The organism is Flavobacterium hungaricum (assembly GCF_015182285.1).
Taxonomy (GTDB): domain Bacteria; phylum Bacteroidota; class Bacteroidia; order Flavobacteriales; family Flavobacteriaceae; genus Flavobacterium; species Flavobacterium hungaricum.
The window spans coordinates 1,217,391-1,236,766 of record NZ_PRDM01000002.1; the positions used below are offsets into that span (position 1 = coordinate 1,217,391).

Sequence of the window (19,376 nt, forward strand, 5' to 3'; positions counted from 1 at the left end):
AGAAATCAAATTTATTTAATTTTTTTAAATCTATAGGAACATCCCTCTATACAATTCATATAGGTTGGGATAGTATTATTTTTCCCTTTTCCATTTTATAATTTTCAATGAAAGTTCCCGGCGTATTCTCTATTCCAGTTGTAAAACCTGCACAATCAAAATCCAAAGTCAGTAAATTGGTTTCCAAAGTATAGTTACCAGATTGGCAGTCATTAAATCTTGTAGAGGTAAAAGTTCCGTCATTTTTAAAGGTATAGGTATAGCCGTTATTTATAGCGATCCATTTTGTATTTACGGTACCGTCTCCTACATAACCTTCGGATAATTTCCAAGTACCCACTATACCATTTTCTTTAGTACCGTTTTCTCTGTCGTTGCTGCAGCTTAATTGTAAAATGATAACAAACAGCAGGAGTATTATTTTTTTCATCTGTTTTAGTGTTTGGTTATTTTATTCTCTTAAAACTACTTCCGAGACCATCATAATTATTATCACTAATGTTCAAAATAAGACCATCATGAACGGTAATAATGCCTCTTGTTGTAAAATAGATTGGTTCGTCTAATTCTTTAACATCAAAATTAATATAATCTTCCTCTTTACCACTGTGAATAGATTTTTCTTTCCTAATCTCAAAATTACCATTAAAAATCTCTTTCCCATTTTGCAGGATCGAAAAGGTTTTGTTTTTCGCTATGATCAATGTCATTGAGCTTTTGGTAGATTCAGGAGTAGTTTTGATGTGGGCTGCAATGCCTCCTCCGGTCCCAGTCCAATCCCATTTTCCGTAGATTTCTGGACTAATGTAAACAGCATCGTCTGAATTGCATGAAACAATACTGCACGCAAGTATAAATATTGTAATAAATTTTCTCATAATTTTTTGGTTTAATTATAAGATGAATAAATTATAATTTGGTTGCGTATTGTATTCTAAAAAAAAACAAAAGGACATAAGAACTTAGTTTAAAGCTCTAATTTATTGATTTTCTTTATCATTAAGAAAATTAAAATACTGACAATTAAAAATGGAGTAAAATAAGAAATAACAATCAGGCCGTCTGTAATTGTTTGGTCTAATGAATGAATAATCATTCCTAAAGACCAAATAGCAATCGCAATGATATTGAATGTTTTTGAAACGCCGATTTTAGAAAGAGATAACAATATTATAGCCAGCACATTTAAAATGGTACACAGCAGCAGGAAAAAATGAATGATAAAAGCTGTTATTCCTTGATAACAAGAACCACCTCCTATATAGAAAATTTTGGGAGTAAAAATTTTGGTCAGAATAGTAACGCTGATTAAAATAAATAAGAGATAATATTTTGTTTTCTTGCTCATGATATTAATTTATTGAAAGGCCTGATCCAAAATTTAGTTCATCTCAAATATATAATATACTTTGATAATTAAAAGTTGTTTTGCGGTATAATTGATAATATGCATGAGGAATAGAGGCGTTATCTCTCGATTAAGAAACATTCATCAAATAATATTGTGAAGATATTTTTATATTTAAGAATGGTGAATTGCAGATTTTAGAAGAGAATTTAAAAATCATTGAATAAAAAAGTAAAATCTACAGTCTAAAAACTAAAATTTATAAAAAAATAATATCTTTAACCAACCTAAACCAAAAAAAATGCAAGAAGAAAACCAAGAAAATTTTAAAAGAGAACTCGGACTATTAGACGGAACTATGCTTGTAGTAGGTTCTATGATCGGATCGGGAATATTTATTGTAAGCGCAGATATCGCTCGTCAAGTAGGTTCTGCGGGCTGGCTGACTTTGATCTGGCTTTTGTCAGGTTTGATTACAATAATAGCGGCAGTAAGCTACGGCGAATTAAGTGCTATGTTTCCAAAAGCTGGAGGTCAATATGTTTATTTGAAAGAAGCTTATAATAAGCTAATTGCATTTTTGTACGGCTGGAGCTTTTTTGCAGTAATCCAGACAGGAACGATTGCTGCGGTTGGTGTTGCTTTTTCAAAATTTGCGGCTTATTTGTATGAGCCATTCAGCGACGAAAACATACTTTATGAGTTAGGAGATTTTAAGCTTAATGCAGCCCAGCTGGTTTCTATTTTCACCATTATTTTATTAACGTATATCAACAGCCGTGGAGTAAAAAATGGTAAAATTCTACAGACGGTTTTGACTATTATTAAAATCCTTTCGCTTCTAGGGCTGATTGTCTTCGGATTAACACTTGCTGCAAAAGCTTCTACTTGGGATGCAAATTGGGTAGATGCATGGACTCCTAAAACCTATAATGCTGCAGATGGTTCTTGGCTTCCTATAAGCGGTCAGGCATTAATTACCGGAATTTCGGCCGCAATGGTAGGATCTTTATTTTCTAGTGATGCCTGGAATGGTGTAACTTTTATTGCGGGTGAAATCAAAAATCCGCAGCGTAATGTTGGTTTGAGTTTGTTCTTAGGAACTTTCATTGTTACCATAATTTATGTTTTAACCAATATCATGTATCTTGCAGTAGTTCCTTTTGAAGAGATTGCAACCGCAAAATCAGATCGAGTTGCTGTAGTAGCTTCGCAGTATATATTTGGTAATATCGGAACTTTGATTATTGCGATCATGATCATGGTCTCGACCTTTGCCTGCAACAACGGATTAATTATGGCTGGAGCCAGAGTATATTATACCATGGCAAAAGACGGATTGTTCTTTAAAAAAGCGGCAGAATTAAATGATTTCAGTGTTCCTGCCTGGGCTTTGTGGGCGCAGTGTATTTGGGCATCGGCTTTATGTCTTACAGGAAAATATGGCGATTTATTGGACTTTGTAATTATCATTGTCTTGATTTTTTATATTTTAACAATTTACGGAATCTTTATTCTACGTAAAAAAATGCCAAATCTAGAAAGACCTTATAAAGCTTTTGGATATCCGGTATTACCAATGTTGTACATTATTATTGCTGCAGCAATTTGTATTTCGCTGCTCATAACAAAGTTTTCAACTTGCGGCTGGGGTGTTTTAATTATGCTGACCGGAATTCCGGTGTATTACATAACCAAACCAAAAGAAAATTAAAATTTAGAATCCAATACAAAAACCGCAGTTTAAATTTTTAAACTGCGGTTTTTTTGTGTCAATTAAAAGGACTTTACATTCGATTTATAAAGCTTAGTGCTGAAGTAAGAATTAAAAAACCGAGCTGTAAAAATCCTTTAATTATTTTAAATATTTTTTTAATTCTGCAGCAGCTTGCAGGAACAAAGCTTTTGTTTGCGGAATTTCGGCCAAGCCATTCAATAAACCAAAATCATGAATTACGTCGTTGTAGCGAACCGTTGTCACAACGACCCCGGCATCACTGAGTTTACGTCCGTATGCTTCGCCTTCATCTCTTAAAATGTCATTTTCTGCAACCTGAATTAAAGTAGGAGGCAAGCCTTTTAACTGTGATAAACTGGCTTGAAGCGGCGACGCATAAATTTCTTTTCTCTTAGACGGATCTACATATTGATCCCACATCCATTTCATCAGCGAGGCAGTCAAGAAGCGTTGTTTACCGTAAAGTTTATAGGATTCTGTTTCAAAATCAGCATTGGTTACCGGCCAGAAAAGAATTTGAACTTTGAATAAATCTGTTCCTTTTTCTTTTGCCATCAAAGCACTTGCCGTGGCTAGATTGCCGCCAGCACTGTTGCCCACAATTCCGAGTTTACTGCCGTCAACATTAATTTCGTTTCCGTGTACCGCAATCCATTTTGCTGCAGCATACACTTCATTTACAGGCTGCGGATATTTGTGTTCTGGCGAAAGCGAATAATTGACAAAAACACCCGTAAAACCCGTTAAAACGCTTAAATCTCGAACCATGCGTTTGTGTGTCGGATAATCTCCAAGAACCCAGCCACCGCCATGAATAAACATAAAAACAGGCAGTTTTCCTTTTACTCCCGATGGGCGTACAATATTCAGTTTTATTTTATAACCGTCAACAGTAATTTCCTTTTCAGATTCTTCAATTCCAGACAAATCAACTTTAAAAGCATTTTGCGCTCCAACAAGTACATTGCGGGCGTCAGCAACGGGAAGTGATTCTAACGGTGGTCCTCCGCCATTTAGCGGTTTCAAAAAAGCTTTTACAGCAGGAGTCAAATGCGAATCTGATGCATAATCGGTTTGCGCGTAGCTTTTCGTTGTCAAAGCGCCTAAAATTATATATGGAATTACTAACATTTTTATGATACTTATATTTTTCATGATCTTAAAATTAAATTTACTTAACAGAATAGGGTAGTGATAAATTACCGCTGGCAACAGCATACACTTTATAGACTCCAAGCATGGGTTTACTGCCTTCACTATCGTGCGAGCCGCCGGCGCCAGTACTAACTTCCATATAACAGCTTACAGCATCAAACTTAAAATTGGTTTTATTATTGATTCTAAAATCAGGTACAATCACTTTTATCGAATTTTCTTTGGTCACGATATTAAACCCCGGACTGTCCATGTACATTGCCATTCCGGGATTCGTAGGAGGCAGTACTACATTTGGATCTCCTTTTTTAAATTCCCTTACAGAAAGTCCGCCGCCAACACGTTTATCCTCTACCAGAAGCACCCAGTGCGCATGCCAGATTAAACCGTCGTTGAGGTAATCTCCATCCAGATTTTCGTCCCAAAGTGGGGTGTCTTCAAAGTCAGGATGCGAAGTAAGCGCCAAAGCTGCAATTCCTTCGGCTTGACCGAAACCAATATCAGCAGCTTTTAAAGTAGTCGGAAAAACATAACCTAAAACTGGAGCGCCATTGAGTTGTCCCACAGCTTTAGGCGTCGTTTTTCCTGCAGATCCTTCTACTTTTATTGTCCAAATCGTAATGCCGAGATCGGTGTTGTGCGTTATCGAAGCCGATTTTATTTTGAAATCATTGTTGTTATAGCTGCTGCATTTATCGCATGCGTTGGAGAGTGAATGATTTAGAAATAGAATAATCAGATAAAGAATTGATTTTTTCATGATGTATGTGGTTTAATGTTAATTGATTTTAAAAAACCAATAGATATGCCACATAAAATAAAAGCCCTAAATAGAAGGATTTAAGGCTTTTGTCCATTTTTATTAAATGTTATATTTCGTGAATTACATTCGATCTAGTGAAATTTCGTTATAATAGAACTTAGAAAAATAGGGTGAAGAATAGAGAATAGAGAATAAAGAATTGTGCCTAAATAATAATCTATAAAAATAAAGTATAGAAAAAAAACTTTGACACTTAGTGCCTTTGCGACAAAAAAATCAGTTACCAGACAAATCGTTGGTAATTCGTTCTTCTGTAGGTCTCAAAAAAATGAGATAGATTATAATCAGTATGCCGAATAATATAAAGTCAGGTTTCAAAAATAGAAGAAGAAAAGCGGCGCCTTCTAAAACAGCCCACCTCATGATCGAAGCTGCTTGATAAATAGGGAGTTTGTCTTCAAGTTTTAACTTTGGATCAATTTGTTTTAACTGCGATTTAAACAAGAAACTGCTGAAAACAAATGCCAAAACAGGTATCAAAGCATATACAATCGAAGAAGAATCAATCGTTGGGATTTTTTTTAAAGTTTCGACAGTAAGATCTCCTATAAAATAATAGACGAGAATTGTTCCTGCGCAAATTGCAAGATGGATAATCTGCAGGGTTTTGATTTTTTCGGTCATGATTTGGTTTAATTTGATTTAATGCAAGTTAAAATTAATTATTTTAAAATGAGTACTTTATGTTCCAGATTCCAGTTTTCAAAATGAAAAAACGAATATTTCCTGAAGCCTCTCCAATTAAATTTAAAGATGCAAAAGTTTTATATCATGCAGATTATGCAGATTTAGAATGATTTATCTGCTAAAATCTTTTAAATCTGCATGAAACAAAAAAGTAATGCAAAAAAAAATGTAAAGTCTTTATTTCTATTGTTTTGCGTTTAAATTTAGGCTCAAATTATATTTCGTCGCACTATTTAGTCTTAAACTTTACGGTTAAGAAACAAAAAAAGACACTCGAAAGTGTCTTTATGAAAATAATGTTATTGAAGCTAGAGAGATTTAAACCACTTCAGATTCAACAGACGATTTTATAGTTGAATTAATAATATTTATGGTAAGCGGATCTGATTCTCCAGAGAAAAACGCCTCCAGAATTTCTTCAAATATCGGATTAGCATTTTCTACCATAGAAAACAAAGTCATGCAGGAGCGTAGTTTTCGCGCATCTAAATCGCCAAAAATCCCATCTGCAGATTTCATTTTAAAGGTTAATAAAAGTTCAGAGATTTCAATTAAATGTTTCCCTAAAATAGGATGTTCCATATAATCAGCGGCTTCTTTTAAATCGTTAATGCCGTATAGAATTGCCGTATCGCTCTGTCCCAATCCTTTTATTTGCGGAAAAATGAACCACATCCAGTGTGTTTCTTTTTTCCCTTTGCTGATTTCAGAAAGAGCGGTAAGATAAAGTTTGTTCTGCGCATCTAAGAAACGCGATAGATCATTGTTCGAATAAGCCATTACGGTATTGTATTTAAAAAAAGGTTGCAAAAATAGTAAAAAAGATAAGTTCTGCCTAATAAAACGTTCATACAGTGTATGTTTTAACTTTTAGAGCAAGTAATATCTTACGTCAGATTTCATGAGAAAAACTTCTTTTTGTAATTTAATTCTATAAAAATCAAAGAATTCTATTCGTTCTTCTAAAGGTAAGATTGATCCTTGGTAAAACATTCCGAGCCGTTTTTGGAACCTGATGCTGCCAATAACTATTGGTCGTTCCTGCCATCAATAAAAAAGATCCATGATGAAGCGGAATCTCTACCTGTGGGATTTCTTTACTGTATTTATGACGAAGACGGAACATTCTGGTTTCGCCAAAAGTGACCGAAGCAATAATTGGGTTAGGTCCCGTATTATGTTCTTTGTCGCTGTGCCAGCCTACTCCGTCGTTCCCATCTCGGTATAAATTAAGCAGTACGGTATTAAAGTCAAGCTGCGTTTCTTTTTCGACACGACCTCTGATCTTTAATAATTCATAGTTCCAGTCAGGTCCCTTGAGATCTGCACCAGGATTATCTTTGTCTTCATACCAGGCAATCATTCTAGGCACGGTATAGGTTTTATCATAAATTTCCATTTCATATTCTCTCCATTTAGTCTTGTGGAGAAGTCTTTCGTAAAAAAGATCAGATTCTTCTTTGGTAAAAAAATTGTCGATCAAAATCAATTCAGAATCAGGAATGTCGAATATTTTTCTTCCTCCCAAACCTGTTGTAAATAATTCGGTGTCGTTAAATAGTGTCATGATTCTATTTATTTTTTGTCAATTTCAATCCATACAGGAGCGTGATCACTTGTTTTTTCCCATCCTCGCACGTAACGATCAACTCCGCCCGAGCGTAAAACTTTAGCAATCTGCGGACTCAGTAAAAAATGATCAATTCTAAGTCCTGCATCTCGTTGAAAAGCATTCCTGAAATAATCCCAGAACGTATAGATTTTCTCGTTGGGATATAAGGTGCGAATTGCATCTGTCCATCCTTGCGAGACTATATCTTTAAACGCTTTTCTAACTTCGGGTAAAAAAAGCGCATCTTTCACCCATTTTTCGGGTTTATACACATCCAGTTCTGTCGGCATAACGTTATAATCGCCAACGAGAATCACAGGAACTTTTAAACTTAATAATGTTTCGGCTCGATGCGCCAGACGATCAAACCACTTTAATTTATACTCTAATTTTGGTCCTGGTGCCGGGTTTCCGTTTGGCAGATAGAGGCAGGCAATTACAATTCCGTCGATCAAAGCTTCGATGTAACGGCTTTGTACATCATCTTCATCTCCAGGAAGAATACGTGTTACTTCTTCAATTTCCATGTTTCTGGCAAGGATTGCAACACCGTTCCATTGTTTTTGTCCGTGCCAGATGGCATTATACCCCGCATCATTAATTGCTTTAACTGGAAACTTATCCTGAGGTGCTTTTAATTCCTGAAGGCAGACAATATCTGGTTTGGCTTCTTCAAGCCATTGTAATAATACATTCAATCTTCCGTTGACTCCGTTTACGTTATAAGTCGCTATTTTCATAGTAGATTTAATTAGTTGTATATTAAATTTACAAGTTTTTAAGCATTAAATATTTTAATGAAATCACAATTGTTATTTTAGAAAGTGTTTGCTAAAGAACATTTTACCGGGATATTTTTCGGCGTAAGCAAAAATTAACTGCTCAATGTATTGATTGCTTTTGTAAAGCGTAACATAACTTTTTACATCTTCAGGATCATTAATGGCAACATCTCTTGGTATATATCCCATTCCGTGAAAATGACCGTTTTCTATCCAAATGCAGCTGCGTTCGTCTGCCGTTCTTCCTTTATCTATAATCGCAAAAGTAGGCCTGTTGTGTAGTAAAAAATCAATCGCATTGTCAACTTGCTCGTTATGAATTAATACATCTGGCAGCTCTTTTGTCTCGGGAGTATAGAAAAATTCTCCTTCTTCGGGTCTTGAGTATTTGCAAAAGCGGTGATCGATTTCAAATTGCTCTGCAAGACTTCGGAGTAAATTTATCCCCACATGCAAGCTGTTAAATTCGTGAATGCAGACTTGAAACTTGCTGACTTTGCCAATAGCCAGATATTTATAACCGTTTCGGGCTTCGTATTGATAAATGCCAAATTTGGCTTCAAAACGTTTTAAAGCCCTGTTATAAGTCGGCCAGAGTTTCTTGATTTCGCTGCATTCTAAAAGAAGCGCCATGAGTTCGGTAGCACAGACTTCAAAAGAAATTCCGTAAATATCCCGAAGAAAATGCTGTCTCTGCGGATTAATATTGTTACCCGTAAAATGCGATGTTACCCGTTTTTTTAAATTAATAGCTTTCCCGACATAAATCACTTTTTTGGCCTGATTGTAAAAATAATATACTCCGGGTTTTTCGGGTAACGCATCAAAATCTTCTGGCGGAAGGTTTGGCGGTAAACGTTGATCTGGTGCTGTTTTTTTAATCATTTGATCGATTATACCTTCATCGTCCCATTCGCGTAAGAGAGAAAATAATTGAGCAGTAGCATCAGCATCGCCGCCAGCACGGTGTCTGTTTTCTAAACCAATATTCAATGAGTTACAAAGATTTCCTAAACTGTAAGAACCCAATCCAGGCTTGATTTTTCTGGCAGCGCGAACGGTGCACAATTTTCTGGCAGTCCATTTAAAGCCAGCTTGTTCCAATTGATGACGCACAAATGAATAATCGAAGTTTACGTTATGAGCAACAAAAATACGATCGGTAAGCATTTCCAGAACTTTTTCAGAAATAGTATCAAAGATTGGAGCGTTGGCTACCATTTCGTTATTAATTCCTGTTAAGCCAAAAATAGAAGGCGGAATCTCTTTTTCGGGATTCACAAGGGTTTCATAACGATCAAGCACAGTTGTTCCGTTGTGAATGATAATCGCGATTTCTGTAATGCGGCTGTGACTGGCATTGCCGCCTGTGGTCTCGATATCTACTATGGCATATTCCGTATTTTTCATCTGTATATAACGTAAATTTTTCTTCGGTTATTTTTAGCCTAAAAATTTCATTCTATGTCTCGGCAGATTAATTTCTTTTGCCTGTGGGTAAGGCTCACGATGCGTGGGACTAACATCTTCCTTAATTAACTGCTGTGTTTTAAACTGATCTTTAGCATCCATATAACGGGGATCCGGAATAAAAGGCATTTTTGCCATTTTGGTTATCGTTATGGTTGGAAAATGATAATCAACTTCTACATTTCCTAAAAGCAAATAACAGCCTCCGCCCTGAAAAGGATGCTGCACCAGACTATCTGGAAAATGTGCCGTATCAAAATAAGTACCTTCATGATCAATCCAGGTGCCAAAATACATATTCCCTTTTTTGGTAGGTACTTGCTTTCTGGCAATGAGATAAGCCAGCATTCGAACCTGTTTTTTATGATGGGAGGCAAGATCCTTTGCCATAACATCGCCGCGATATTTGGTTTGTAATAAATCAAAAACGGTACACGATACAGGAAAGCTCAAAAGTTCGATTTCATCAAAAGCATCTTCAAAAAGAGAACGTTCTAAAGTGGGAAGCTTATATTCTTTAACGGGTTCTTGTAAAAGCATTAAACTTCTGCTTTCTGGTTTAAAATTATTCAGAAGCAAACTTGCAATAACAAGAAGCTGATTTTTGGTTTTTCCTATAAAGCGAAAAGCATCTATAAAAATCAAAATTTTAATGCTTTCAATGCCAATTGGAATTCGATTGATAAAATCCTCCAAAGAAAGAAAATCACCATTTTTTGCTCTATCGGCTTCAATCAAATTTGCTGTTTTTGATTCTAAACCCTGCAAATGCATAAAACCTAGGTAAATATCATTTCCGTAAACTGTAGTTTGATATTCGCTTTTATTCACACACGGATTAAGAATTGCTGCTCCAGACATGCGTGCTTCGTGTACATAAACTTCGGTTCTGTAAAATCCGCCTTGATTGTTGATTACGGCGGTCATAAATTCTACAGGATAATTGATCTTGAGATATAAGCTTTGGTAACTTTCTACAGCATAAGAAGCAGAGTGTGCCTTACAAAACGAAAAACCTGCAAAGGATTCAATCTGACGGTAAATTTCCTGACTAAGTTCTTCAGGATGTCCTTTCTCGGCACAACAGGCAAAGAAATTGTCTTTTACTTTTTGCAAAGCCTCTACAGAACGTCCTTTTCCAGACATGGCACGACGCAGAATATCGCCGTCGGCAGCCGGAAGTCCGCCGTAATGCTGGGCAATTTTAATAACATCTTCCTGATATACCATAATGCCGTAAGTTTCGCCAAGATGCTCTTTAAAAACCTCATGGAAATACTGAAACTGATCTGGATTGTTGTGACGAAAAATATACTCTTTCATCATTCCGGATTGTGCCACGCCGGGACGAATAATAGACGAAGCGGCTACCAGAATTTTATAATTATCACATTTTAAACGACGTAATAAGCCGCGCATAGCGGGACTTTCGATATAGAAACACCCAATGGTTTTTCCTTGTGCCAAATGAACATTGCAAACCGCTTCATCCTTAGAGATTGAAGTGTTTCGAATATCCACTTTTATACCTCGGTTTTTTTCGATTAGCTTTACGCTGTCATCAATATGTCCAATACCGCGCTGACTTAAAATATCGAATTTTTCGAAACCAATTTCTTCCGCAATATGCATATCAAAAAGAACAATTGGAAAACCTTTTGGAGGCATTTCAAGAGGTGTGTAATTGGTAATTGGTTCTTCGGAAATAATAATACCGCAAGCGTGCATACTCCGCTGGTTGGGGTATTTGCCCATCATCAGGCTGTAATCCTGAACGAGTTTTACAATAGAATTGGTTTCTTGTAAAGCCATCGGATTTTTCGCCAGCATATCCAATTCTTCTTTTGGGAGACCAAACACTTTTCCGACTTCCCTGAAAATAGAGCGGTGTTTGAATTCTACATTGGTACCGCAAAACGCAACATGATCACGGCCGTATTTATCGAAAATATATTCTAAAATCGTATTGCGTTCTTTCCAGCTCCAGTCGATATCAAAATCAGGCGGACTTTTTCGATTTAAATTTAAAAAACGCTCAAAATACAAATCCAATTCTATCGGACAGATATCAGTAATGCCTAAACAATACGCAATGATACTATTGGCGCCACTACCTCGGCCAATATGCATAAATCCCTGACTATTGCTGTACTGAACGATGTCCCAGGTAATTAAAAAGTAACCGCTGAACTCTAATTCGTCAATTACTTTGAGTTCTTTTTCTATACGTTTTTTTGCTATTTCATGATTTTCGCCATAGCGCCATAATAGGCCTTCATGAGCCAATTGAGTCAGTTTCGCTATATCGCCTTCGCGATTTTCAGTAAAAAACTTTTTGTTTTTAGGCGTTGAAAAATCATATTGAAAATTACAAGAATCGGTTATATACTGCGTGTTTTCAATGATCTGAGGGTAGTTTTCATAATAAGGCAGCAACGATTCTAAAGGCAGGATTTTTTCAGAAGTCCTGCAGTAATCAGATTCAGTCAGTTTCGATAAAATGATATTCGTATCAATCGCACGCAGAATTTTATGAAGATTAAATTCTCTTTTATTTCTAAAGGTTACCGATTGCAGTATAACCATTTTAGAAATTTTATCTTTATGCTCTGATGTAAAAAGCTTGGAAACTTCATCAGGACGAATGCCGATAAATTCATTTTCACGAAGCGTTTTCGGAGCATTTTCTAAAGTATAAATCACAAAAACCGAATCAAATTCAGGAGCGGTCAATGGCAGAGATGCTCCACTGAAATTATGTTTCGTCAAAAAATGATTCATTTCGCCTAAACCTTCGGCATTTTTGGCCAAACCAATATATCGGAATTGATGATGGCATCGAAATTCCATTCCTACAAGCGGCTTAATTCCTGCTTTACCGCATTCTCTTATAAAGTCATAAATTCCGGTAACGGTATTAATATCTGTCAATGCCATTGTTTTTACGCCAGACAAAACAGCCTGCTCAACCAATTCCTTAAGCGGAATAGTGCCGTAGCGCAATGAATGATAAGAATGACAATTGAGATACATTATTTAATACGTTTTAAAATTTCGTCTTTATTATTAGGTTTAAAAGAAGCTCCGGCACAGCGCATTACGGCGTCAAAACCGTAGCGGCTTTTCATTTTATCCATGGCAGCATAAAGCGAAAGCATTTCCTGAGTATCTTCAAAAAGATCAATTTGATAGGTACCTCGCACGAGTCCGCTAAAGCGAATGCCGATCAGCCGCAGCCGCATACGACGCTGGTACAACTTCTCAAAAAGTTCCATTACATTTTTAGTTAAAAGATGATCTGCAGAAGTATAAGCTACCCTGCATTGTTTTGTTTCGGTATCAAAATTGGCGTAACGTATTTTAACCGTAACCGTTGAGGTCAGCCATTGTTCGGACCGAAGCTGGAAAGAAAGTTTTTCCACCATTCCTAAAAGCACTCTTTTCAATTTGGCAATGTCAATAGTATCCTGAGAAAAAGTATGTTCTGTAGAAATTGATTTTCTTTCGGTATAAGGTTCAACAGGCGTATGGTCGATTCCGTTGGCTTTTTTCCAAATATCCAGGCCGTTTTTGCCAATCATCTGCTGTAAAACCTCGGGAGGCATTTCGGCTAAAGTCTGAATTTTACGAACGCCGATTCGGGACAAAAGCTGAAAAGTGACATTGCCAACCATTGGTATTTTCTGAATTGATAATGGATTTAAAAAATCTTGTACTTTTTGTTCCGGAATTTCAAGATTTCCTACAGGTTTACCTTCGCCGGTTGCAATTTTAGAAACCGTTTTATTAATAGATAAAGAAAAACTAATAGGAAGCCCGGTTTCTGTAATGACAGATTGTGCCAATTCATTTGTCCATTTATAGCTTCCGTGAAATTTATCCATTCCGGTAATATCCAGATAAAACTCATCGATACTGGCTTTTTCTAAAACAGGTGCTTTTTCCTGAAGAATTTCAGTAACATCATGAGATAACTGCGAATACAATTCCATGTCGCCTTTCATAACTTTTGCGTCCGGACAAAGTTTTAATGCCATACGAATTGGCATCGCAGAACGGACTCCAAATTTACGGGCTTCATACGAACAAGAAGCTACAACACCACGATCACCTCCGCCTATAATAAGCGGAATACCATTGAGTTCAGAGTTGGTGCGTCTTTCGCAGGATACAAAAAAAGTATCCAGATCCATATGTACAATTGCCCTTGCCATTTTTTCCTTTTTGTATAAAGCAAAATTAGTACAGATAATAACATTTTTACTATATTTGCTGTTCCAAATTATAACAAATTAATTATGTCCTTATTTTCAGACAACATCAGAGCATTAAGGGTTAAGCATAAAATATCTCAGGAGAAATTAGCTGAAAACCTTAGCATTACCAGAGGAAGATACGTGAAATACGAAGACGGAACTTCGGAAGCACCGTATGATATTTTGAAGAAGATTGCCTTGTATTTTCATATGAGCATCGACTTGATATTATCTGTAGATATTCGTAAAATTGATGTACAAAATTTGATCAAACTAGAAGGTAATCGACTTATTCTGCCGATACAAGTAGATAGTTTTGGAGAAAATTTTATTGAAATTGTATCTCAAAAAGCAAAAGCAGGATACCTTAACGGTTATGCTGATCCGGAATATATCGAAAGTTTACAGCAGATTACACTTCCGTTTTTAGGTCCTGGAAAGCATCGCGGATTTCCCGTTGAAGGCGATTCAATGCCGCCGCATGAAGACGGTTCGATTATTATTGGCCGTTACGTAGAAAAATTAGGAGAAGTTATGGACGGAAAAACTTATATCCTCATTACTAAAAATGAAGGAATGGTGTATAAACGTCTTAATAAAAACAAGAAGAACACTTTGGTTTTAGAATCCGACAACAGTTTTTATCCGAATTATGAAGTGAAAGCTTCTGATATTTTGGAGATTTGGGAATACGAATGTAATATTGGACGTTCTGATAAAAAACAAGAAATGACGGAAACAGAAGCAATGAAAGATTTGCTTTTAGAATTGAAAAGAGAAGTTCGAGAGATTAAGAATAATACTTCGAATGCATAAAAAGTTTATATTAGCTGATATAAACAATATTCTATGAAACGATATTTACCTATTCTGTTCTTATTTGTAATTTTTCACGGATTTGCTCAAGATTTACCCACAGAACCCGCAAATGGTTTTGCTTTTCCGATAGGATCTAAATTCACAATTAAACTGGTTCCAATTGATTCTGTAAGTTTTAAATATTCGATTATAAAGTATGAGCCGTTTAGAGAAACTGTAGATACTTTTTATAATGAAAATTTGTTTGCTAAAAAAGGAGAAAAAGATACGATTGATTTTTATTTCTGTTTAGGAACAAATGGTAAAACAGAAGAGGAAAAGAAAAAGAATATGCAAGTGCTGTTAATTTTCAAAAACAGATCTAAATATACAATGTCGTATGACTCTGATATTCAAAGAAAAGAAGAAGGAGAGTATGAGAAAACTTCTAACATGGGCACGTATAAAGGAGCAATAGGAACTGAAATGTGGCCGTATATGATACATTCAATTGGTTTGAACAATTTTAAAAGAAAATAAACCAAATGAATTCTGAAAGTTATAAATGGACAAAAAGATTTCTAATTCTAACACCTCTGTTTTTATTATTTTGTATGATTGCCGCAGGCGGAGGACATGGATTTGTTCAACCTATTTTTGCTTTATTTCCATTTGCTGCTTTTACCTGTATTTGGTTTGCAGAGCTTTCTTTTTTTAATTTAATTCTAGCCATTCTTCAATTTCCAGCTTATGGATTGTTGATTGACAAATCAAATGATAAAAGAAAGACGATGTTAATGATTTCAATTCTTCATATTTTAATTGTGGGATTGATTTTTGTTTTTGTGAATGAAAATTGGAATTTAAAATAAGGCTTGACCCTTAAAAAAACATTTTAAATGATTCAAAAATGAACATCCAAAAAGCCAAACCCGAAGATCATATCTGTTTAACGGAAATCACTAAAAAGTCAAAAGCTTATTGGGGATATTCTGAAGAACAAATTGAAAAATGGAGTAATAATCTAACCATTACAATTGAGTATATCCAAAATAATGATGTTTTTAATTTAGTAGAAGAAAGCAAAATCATTGGTTATTATTCTTATTTAAAACAGGAAAATAATCAGATAAAATTGGACAACTTATTTCTTCTGCCGAAATATATCGGAAAAGGATTTGGTGTGTTTTTAATGAATGATTTTCTACAAAGAATGCGAAACGAAAAATATGAAAAAATAATTCTTGACTCGGAACCAAACGCAGAACAATTTTACCAGAAAATCGGATTTAAGAAGATTGGAGAATTTGAAACTTCAATCAAAAATAGATTTATGCCGATTATGGAAATGAATCTATAATTTCGAAGAAAAAAAATCTGTCACTAATTCACGAATTTTGATTTAAAATAATTCGTGAATTAGTGGCGAAAAAAAACTTAAAAAACCTTCACAAACCCCAATCCATATTGTTGCCCGTTGTAAAAAGGCATAATCATAGAGGTCGATTTGTTTTCGGTTGATGATTTGAATAATTTTTTAGTGATATACGGATTCATCCAATAAGCAATTTTGGTACTCAAAATCCCAATTCCGGCTCCGGCAGCAACATCAGTCAGCCAATGACGATTGTTGTAAATTCTAAATAATCCCGTTCCGGTAGCAACGGCATATCCGGCAATTCCGTACCAAATCGATTTGTCTTTGTATTCCTGCCATAAAAATTCGGCTCCGGCAAAAGCAGTTGCGGTATGTCCGGAAGGAAAAGAATTGTTCGAACTTCCGTCAGGCCTTTCTTCGTGTACAATCGATTTTAAACCCAAAACTGTCGAAGCCATTATAACATACGAAGTCACAAATATAACAGAACGATCCCGCATATTATTTTTACCTTTTACACCAAAAGCATTCAAAGCATAAACAGATGCCGCAGGCGCATATTGCGAGAAATCATCAATGGTAATTTTCTCGTCAATATCTTCGGTAACCTCTTTTTTTATTTGCGAATTGAAACTCAACAGCTGATCATTTCCAATTCCAATAACACCATATCCAATTAATACACTTGGAATAATTAATTGTTTGTAATTAAATTTTAAACGATTTGAAGTACTGTCAATTTTAGTAATAGAATCGTTTTGCTGTGCATTCGCAGAAAATAATCCGAATAAAAATACAAGGGAAATTGTTTTGTGGAACATTGTTTTTGTCGTTTTACTTTGCAATAGTAACGAATGTTCGACCTTGGTATTTTGGGCTTAATTGAACCTTAAGCGAATATTAATCTATTGGTTTTAAATGAGGTAGTTGAATTAAGATTGGCTAAATATTAGACGATTAATAACTATTTAATTTTTCTTTTTGCCGGGTTTTGACGATTGTCCCAAAAAGATAGTATCTCGATTTGACTATTATTAATTTCATAAAAAATCAAATAAATTTTCATTGGAATAACCCGGGTAATTTTATTGGAAGTAAGCCTTCCTATAAACTCATTATTAGAAAGAGTTTCTAATAAATCTTCAACCTCTTCAAGAATTTTTAAGCTGTAATCAGAATTTTCATTTCTAAGAGCATAAAATTGAAGAACATTAGAAAATTCAAGTTTGGCAAGATCAGACCAGATTATTTCTTTTTTAACCATTCTCTCATTTCTGAAATTACATCTTCATTTTTATGAAAATCACCATTTTTTATTTGATTTCGGCTTGTTTCAATAGAAGATTGCTGTTCAAGATTTAATTCATATAGAGACTGTTCGGAAGAATCAAAAATAGTTTGAAGCGCTTTTAAAAAATTCATGTCTTTTGAATCTCTAATTCTTGAGATCAAATTTTCTTTTATTTGTGCTGTCATGTCCATATCAAATTCTTTTAATACTCAAAATTAAAGATTTCTTTTCAAAGTAGTACTAATAATTATACTTTTAACGAAAACCAAAAAGTACTTCCCAATCCTAAATTACTCTCAACTCCAACATTTCCATTTTGAGCCTCAATAAATTCTTTGCTAATTGCTAAACCCAATCCCGTTCCGGATTTCTGACTTCCCGGAACCTGAAAATATTTATCGAAAACTTTGTCTTTGTATCGCGTGTCAATTCCTTTTCCGGTGTCGATAACCTGAAATATAATTTGGTTGTTTTCTTTTTTTAGTTTGATGATAATCGTACTTTTTTCAGAAGAATACCGAATCGCATTCGATAAATAATTAATTAAAACCCAGCCCGTTTTTTCGCTGTCGGCTTTTACATCTTGCAGATCTTTATCGGCATCAATCAACAGGTTTATTTGTTTTTGATCGGCTTGAACTTTTACAGCTTCAACGGCATAATTTACAATTTCGTGCGGATTGCTTTTTTCAATATTCAGCTGAATATTTCCGGTTTCTAATTGAGACAGATTAAGCAATTCTCCCGTAATTTTCAATAAGCGCTGACTGTCATCTTTTATGCTTTCTACCAATTGTTTTTGGTCGTCGTTCATGTCGCCCGTTTTAGCATTTTCAAGCAATTGAAGACTTAGTTTTATAGAAGCAATAGGTGTTTTTAATTCATGCGAAACGGTCGCAATAAAGTTGGTTTTGGCAAAATCAAGTTCTTTAAAAAGCGTAATGTTTCTCAGAATAATCACATCTCCAATATTAATTTCTTTTTCTTCGCCTGTTGGAATTATGGTAATATTCAGAATTTCTTTTTCAAAATAACTTTCTTTTCCGTGCGCATAAATTTTAAGTGGCTGCTTTTTAGGAGAATCTGCATCCTCTTTTAAAATCAAAGAACGAATCAAATCATTCGACAAAGCTAGAGTAGAAGCCGATTTCCCGATAACATCTTCCAGTTTCAGACCAACAATTTTCAAGGCTTCATCATTGGCAAACAAAACAATTCCTTCATTATCCAAACCAATAATAGGATCGTGCATATTATTGATTAAAGTTTCCAGTCGTTTCTTTTCGAAAAAGAGTTTATACAAATTACTATCATTATATTCCTGAAGTTTTTGCGCCATCGTATTAAACGATTTTGCTAAATCACCGTATTCGTTGTGATTGGTAAAATGTACGCGTTCTGAATAATTTTTATTGGCAATTTCCTTAATACTCAGTGTCAATTCTTTAATAGGATTCGCAATATTATTGGGTAGATTGACTAGTAAATTAAAGGCAATTAAAAAGCATAAACTTCCCACAATAGCAATCCATAAATTAGCATTTTCTGCGGTAAGTTTGGCGATATCGCTTTTCTGTTTTATGGCATCGAGATTCAACTTCATAATCGCAAAAATATCTTGCCTGATTTGCGTTTTTACAGTTTCATCGGCACTATTTTTTTCTAAAAGAGCAAAACTTTTCTCCAGATTCGCAGTTGCTTCTTTTTCGCCCGGCTCGGTTACATTTTGCGTTTGTTTTTCAAGATATTCTCTGAAAACATGAATATTATTATCAGGGCTCGCTTTAATTTCATCCAAAGACAAAATCATATTTCGCGAATATTCCAGCGTATTATAATTCGCTTTTAGAATATTCTCTGTGTCTGCTTTTATCAAAAAAACAGAATAACCGCTAACTAACGAAAGTATAATAATCATTAGAAACAACAATCCAACCCCCAGATTTAATTTGGTTTTAATTCTCATAATTTTAATTTTTGTAAAATGTTGGTTGTGAGATGTAAAATGTATTTCACAAAGATCATTTCACATTTTACA

Annotated in this window: 21 protein-coding genes; 5 read left to right on the top strand and 16 right to left on the bottom strand. The window is 35.0% G+C overall.

Annotation, left to right across the window (positions count from 1 at the left end; all coding sequences use genetic code 11):
• Nucleotides 1-55: 55 nt before the first annotated feature.
• From C4F50_RS13110 to C4F50_RS13120, 3 genes are all read right to left on the bottom strand, one after another.
• Nucleotides 56-430: a lipocalin family protein gene (locus C4F50_RS13110; protein WP_194139096.1), complete on the bottom strand. Its 375-nt coding sequence runs from the start codon at nt 428-430 to the stop codon at nt 56-58.
• 16 nt (nt 431-446) lie between these two features.
• Complete coding sequence (locus C4F50_RS13115; protein ID WP_194139097.1) at nt 447-878, bottom strand: hypothetical protein; 432 nt, start codon at nt 876-878, stop codon at nt 447-449.
• A gap of 89 nt (nt 879-967) precedes the next feature.
• Nucleotides 968-1,348 carry a hypothetical protein gene (locus C4F50_RS13120; RefSeq protein WP_194139098.1) on the bottom strand — a complete coding sequence of 127 codons (381 nt, stop codon included), beginning with the start codon at nt 1,346-1,348 and terminating at the stop codon, nt 968-970.
• 301 nt (nt 1,349-1,649) lie between these two features.
• On the opposite strand from C4F50_RS13120, the gene C4F50_RS13125 reads away from it, so the two are divergent.
• Nucleotides 1,650-3,062, top strand: coding sequence for an APC family permease (locus C4F50_RS13125; RefSeq protein ID WP_194139099.1), 1,413 nt, complete (start codon nt 1,650-1,652; stop codon nt 3,060-3,062).
• Nucleotides 3,063-3,203: 141 nt separating this feature from the next.
• On the opposite strand, the gene C4F50_RS13130 is transcribed toward C4F50_RS13125, so the two are convergent.
• The 9 genes from C4F50_RS13130 to dinB form a co-directional block, all read right to left on the bottom strand.
• On the bottom strand, nt 3,204-4,241 hold the full coding sequence (locus tag C4F50_RS13130) for an alpha/beta hydrolase (protein ID WP_194139100.1): 1,038 nt from the start codon (nt 4,239-4,241) through the stop codon (nt 3,204-3,206).
• A gap of 16 nt (nt 4,242-4,257) precedes the next feature.
• A complete protein-coding gene (locus tag C4F50_RS13135; RefSeq protein ID WP_194139101.1) occupies nt 4,258-5,001 on the bottom strand; it encodes a hypothetical protein in 744 nt (247 codons plus the stop codon).
• Between the two features lie 279 nt (nt 5,002-5,280).
• Complete coding sequence (locus C4F50_RS13140; protein ID WP_194139102.1) at nt 5,281-5,688, bottom strand: MFS transporter; 408 nt, start codon at nt 5,686-5,688, stop codon at nt 5,281-5,283.
• Nucleotides 5,689-6,069: 381 nt separating this feature from the next.
• Nucleotides 6,070-6,531 carry a DUF1810 domain-containing protein gene (locus C4F50_RS13145; protein ID WP_194139103.1) on the bottom strand — a complete coding sequence of 154 codons (462 nt, stop codon included), beginning with the start codon at nt 6,529-6,531 and terminating at the stop codon, nt 6,070-6,072.
• 160 nt (nt 6,532-6,691) lie between these two features.
• The gene (locus C4F50_RS13150; protein ID WP_194139104.1) at nt 6,692-7,318 is read right to left on the bottom strand and encodes an alpha-ketoglutarate-dependent dioxygenase AlkB family protein; all 627 of its coding nucleotides are present in this window, start codon (nt 7,316-7,318) and stop codon (nt 6,692-6,694) included.
• Nucleotides 7,319-7,326: 8 nt separating this feature from the next.
• On the bottom strand, nt 7,327-8,103 hold the full coding sequence (xth, locus tag C4F50_RS13155; RefSeq protein WP_194139105.1) for an exodeoxyribonuclease III: 777 nt from the start codon (nt 8,101-8,103) through the stop codon (nt 7,327-7,329).
• Between the two features lie 72 nt (nt 8,104-8,175).
• Nucleotides 8,176-9,555, bottom strand: a complete 1,380-nt coding sequence (locus C4F50_RS13160; protein WP_194139106.1) for an exonuclease domain-containing protein — start codon at nt 9,553-9,555, stop codon at nt 8,176-8,178.
• Between the two features lie 33 nt (nt 9,556-9,588).
• On the bottom strand, nt 9,589-12,648 hold the full coding sequence (locus C4F50_RS13165; protein WP_194139107.1) for a DNA polymerase III subunit alpha: 3,060 nt from the start codon (nt 12,646-12,648) through the stop codon (nt 9,589-9,591).
• Nucleotides 12,648-13,829: a DNA polymerase IV gene (dinB, locus tag C4F50_RS13170; RefSeq protein WP_194139108.1), complete on the bottom strand. Its 1,182-nt coding sequence runs from the start codon at nt 13,827-13,829 to the stop codon at nt 12,648-12,650. The genes C4F50_RS13165 and dinB overlap by 1 nt, the downstream gene beginning before the upstream one ends.
• An 84-nt stretch (nt 13,830-13,913) precedes the next feature.
• Here dinB and C4F50_RS13175 point away from each other — a divergent pair, with 84 nt between their 5' ends.
• The 4 genes from C4F50_RS13175 to C4F50_RS13190 are packed head-to-tail and all read left to right on the top strand — an operon-like array spanning nt 13,914 to nt 16,029.
• Nucleotides 13,914-14,687: an XRE family transcriptional regulator gene (locus C4F50_RS13175; RefSeq protein ID WP_194139109.1), complete on the top strand. Its 774-nt coding sequence runs from the start codon at nt 13,914-13,916 to the stop codon at nt 14,685-14,687.
• A gap of 33 nt (nt 14,688-14,720) precedes the next feature.
• Nucleotides 14,721-15,209, top strand: coding sequence for a hypothetical protein (locus C4F50_RS13180; RefSeq protein ID WP_194139110.1), 489 nt, complete (start codon nt 14,721-14,723; stop codon nt 15,207-15,209).
• 5 nt (nt 15,210-15,214) lie between these two features.
• Nucleotides 15,215-15,541, top strand: a complete 327-nt coding sequence (locus tag C4F50_RS13185; protein ID WP_194139111.1) for a hypothetical protein — start codon at nt 15,215-15,217, stop codon at nt 15,539-15,541.
• Nucleotides 15,542-15,579: 38 nt separating this feature from the next.
• Nucleotides 15,580-16,029 (top strand): GNAT family N-acetyltransferase, encoded by a 450-nt coding sequence (locus tag C4F50_RS13190; protein WP_194139112.1) that lies wholly within the window; start codon nt 15,580-15,582, stop codon nt 16,027-16,029.
• Nucleotides 16,030-16,106: 77 nt separating this feature from the next.
• On the opposite strand, the gene C4F50_RS13195 is transcribed toward C4F50_RS13190, so the two are convergent.
• The 4 genes from C4F50_RS13195 to C4F50_RS13210 form a co-directional block, all read right to left on the bottom strand.
• Complete coding sequence (locus tag C4F50_RS13195; RefSeq protein WP_194139113.1) at nt 16,107-16,868, bottom strand: phosphatase PAP2 family protein; 762 nt, start codon at nt 16,866-16,868, stop codon at nt 16,107-16,109.
• Nucleotides 16,869-17,011: 143 nt separating this feature from the next.
• The gene (locus tag C4F50_RS13200; RefSeq protein ID WP_194139114.1) at nt 17,012-17,311 is read right to left on the bottom strand and encodes a type II toxin-antitoxin system RelE/ParE family toxin; all 300 of its coding nucleotides are present in this window, start codon (nt 17,309-17,311) and stop codon (nt 17,012-17,014) included.
• Nucleotides 17,293-17,529 carry a hypothetical protein gene (locus C4F50_RS13205; RefSeq protein WP_194139115.1) on the bottom strand — a complete coding sequence of 79 codons (237 nt, stop codon included), beginning with the start codon at nt 17,527-17,529 and terminating at the stop codon, nt 17,293-17,295. The genes C4F50_RS13200 and C4F50_RS13205 overlap by 19 nt, the downstream gene beginning before the upstream one ends.
• A 56-nt stretch (nt 17,530-17,585) precedes the next feature.
• The gene (locus C4F50_RS13210) at nt 17,586-19,304 is read right to left on the bottom strand and encodes an ATP-binding protein (RefSeq protein WP_194139116.1); all 1,719 of its coding nucleotides are present in this window, start codon (nt 19,302-19,304) and stop codon (nt 17,586-17,588) included.
• Nucleotides 19,305-19,376: the final 72 nt, after the last annotated feature.

Coding starts and splice junctions, on each gene's coding strand:
- C4F50_RS13115 (WP_194139097.1), bottom strand. CDS start 878: ATGAGAAAATTTATTACAATATTTATACTTGCGTGCAGTATTGTTTCA.
- C4F50_RS13190 (WP_194139112.1), top strand. CDS start 15,580: ATGAACATCCAAAAAGCCAAACCCGAAGATCATATCTGTTTAACGGAA.
- xth (WP_194139105.1), bottom strand. CDS start 8,103: ATGAAAATAGCGACTTATAACGTAAACGGAGTCAACGGAAGATTGAAT.
- C4F50_RS13200 (WP_194139114.1), bottom strand. CDS start 17,311: ATGGTTAAAAAAGAAATAATCTGGTCTGATCTTGCCAAACTTGAATTT.
- dinB (WP_194139108.1), bottom strand. CDS start 13,829: ATGGCAAGGGCAATTGTACATATGGATCTGGATACTTTTTTTGTATCC.
- C4F50_RS13150 (WP_194139104.1), bottom strand. CDS start 7,318: ATGACACTATTTAACGACACCGAATTATTTACAACAGGTTTGGGAGGA.
- C4F50_RS13205 (WP_194139115.1), bottom strand. CDS start 17,529: ATGGACATGACAGCACAAATAAAAGAAAATTTGATCTCAAGAATTAGA.
- C4F50_RS13145 (WP_194139103.1), bottom strand. CDS start 6,531: ATGGCTTATTCGAACAATGATCTATCGCGTTTCTTAGATGCGCAGAAC.
- C4F50_RS13180 (WP_194139110.1), top strand. CDS start 14,721: ATGAAACGATATTTACCTATTCTGTTCTTATTTGTAATTTTTCACGGA.
- C4F50_RS13135 (WP_194139101.1), bottom strand. CDS start 5,001: ATGAAAAAATCAATTCTTTATCTGATTATTCTATTTCTAAATCATTCA.
- C4F50_RS13125 (WP_194139099.1), top strand. CDS start 1,650: ATGCAAGAAGAAAACCAAGAAAATTTTAAAAGAGAACTCGGACTATTA.
- C4F50_RS13160 (WP_194139106.1), bottom strand. CDS start 9,555: ATGAAAAATACGGAATATGCCATAGTAGATATCGAGACCACAGGCGGC.
- C4F50_RS13130 (WP_194139100.1), bottom strand. CDS start 4,241: ATGAAAAATATAAGTATCATAAAAATGTTAGTAATTCCATATATAATT.
- C4F50_RS13175 (WP_194139109.1), top strand. CDS start 13,914: ATGTCCTTATTTTCAGACAACATCAGAGCATTAAGGGTTAAGCATAAA.
- C4F50_RS13185 (WP_194139111.1), top strand. CDS start 15,215: ATGAATTCTGAAAGTTATAAATGGACAAAAAGATTTCTAATTCTAACA.
- C4F50_RS13195 (WP_194139113.1), bottom strand. CDS start 16,868: ATGTTCCACAAAACAATTTCCCTTGTATTTTTATTCGGATTATTTTCT.
- C4F50_RS13120 (WP_194139098.1), bottom strand. CDS start 1,348: ATGAGCAAGAAAACAAAATATTATCTCTTATTTATTTTAATCAGCGTT.
- C4F50_RS13140 (WP_194139102.1), bottom strand. CDS start 5,688: ATGACCGAAAAAATCAAAACCCTGCAGATTATCCATCTTGCAATTTGC.
- C4F50_RS13165 (WP_194139107.1), bottom strand. CDS start 12,648: ATGTATCTCAATTGTCATTCTTATCATTCATTGCGCTACGGCACTATT.
- C4F50_RS13110 (WP_194139096.1), bottom strand. CDS start 430: ATGAAAAAAATAATACTCCTGCTGTTTGTTATCATTTTACAATTAAGC.
- C4F50_RS13210 (WP_194139116.1), bottom strand. CDS start 19,304: ATGAGAATTAAAACCAAATTAAATCTGGGGGTTGGATTGTTGTTTCTA.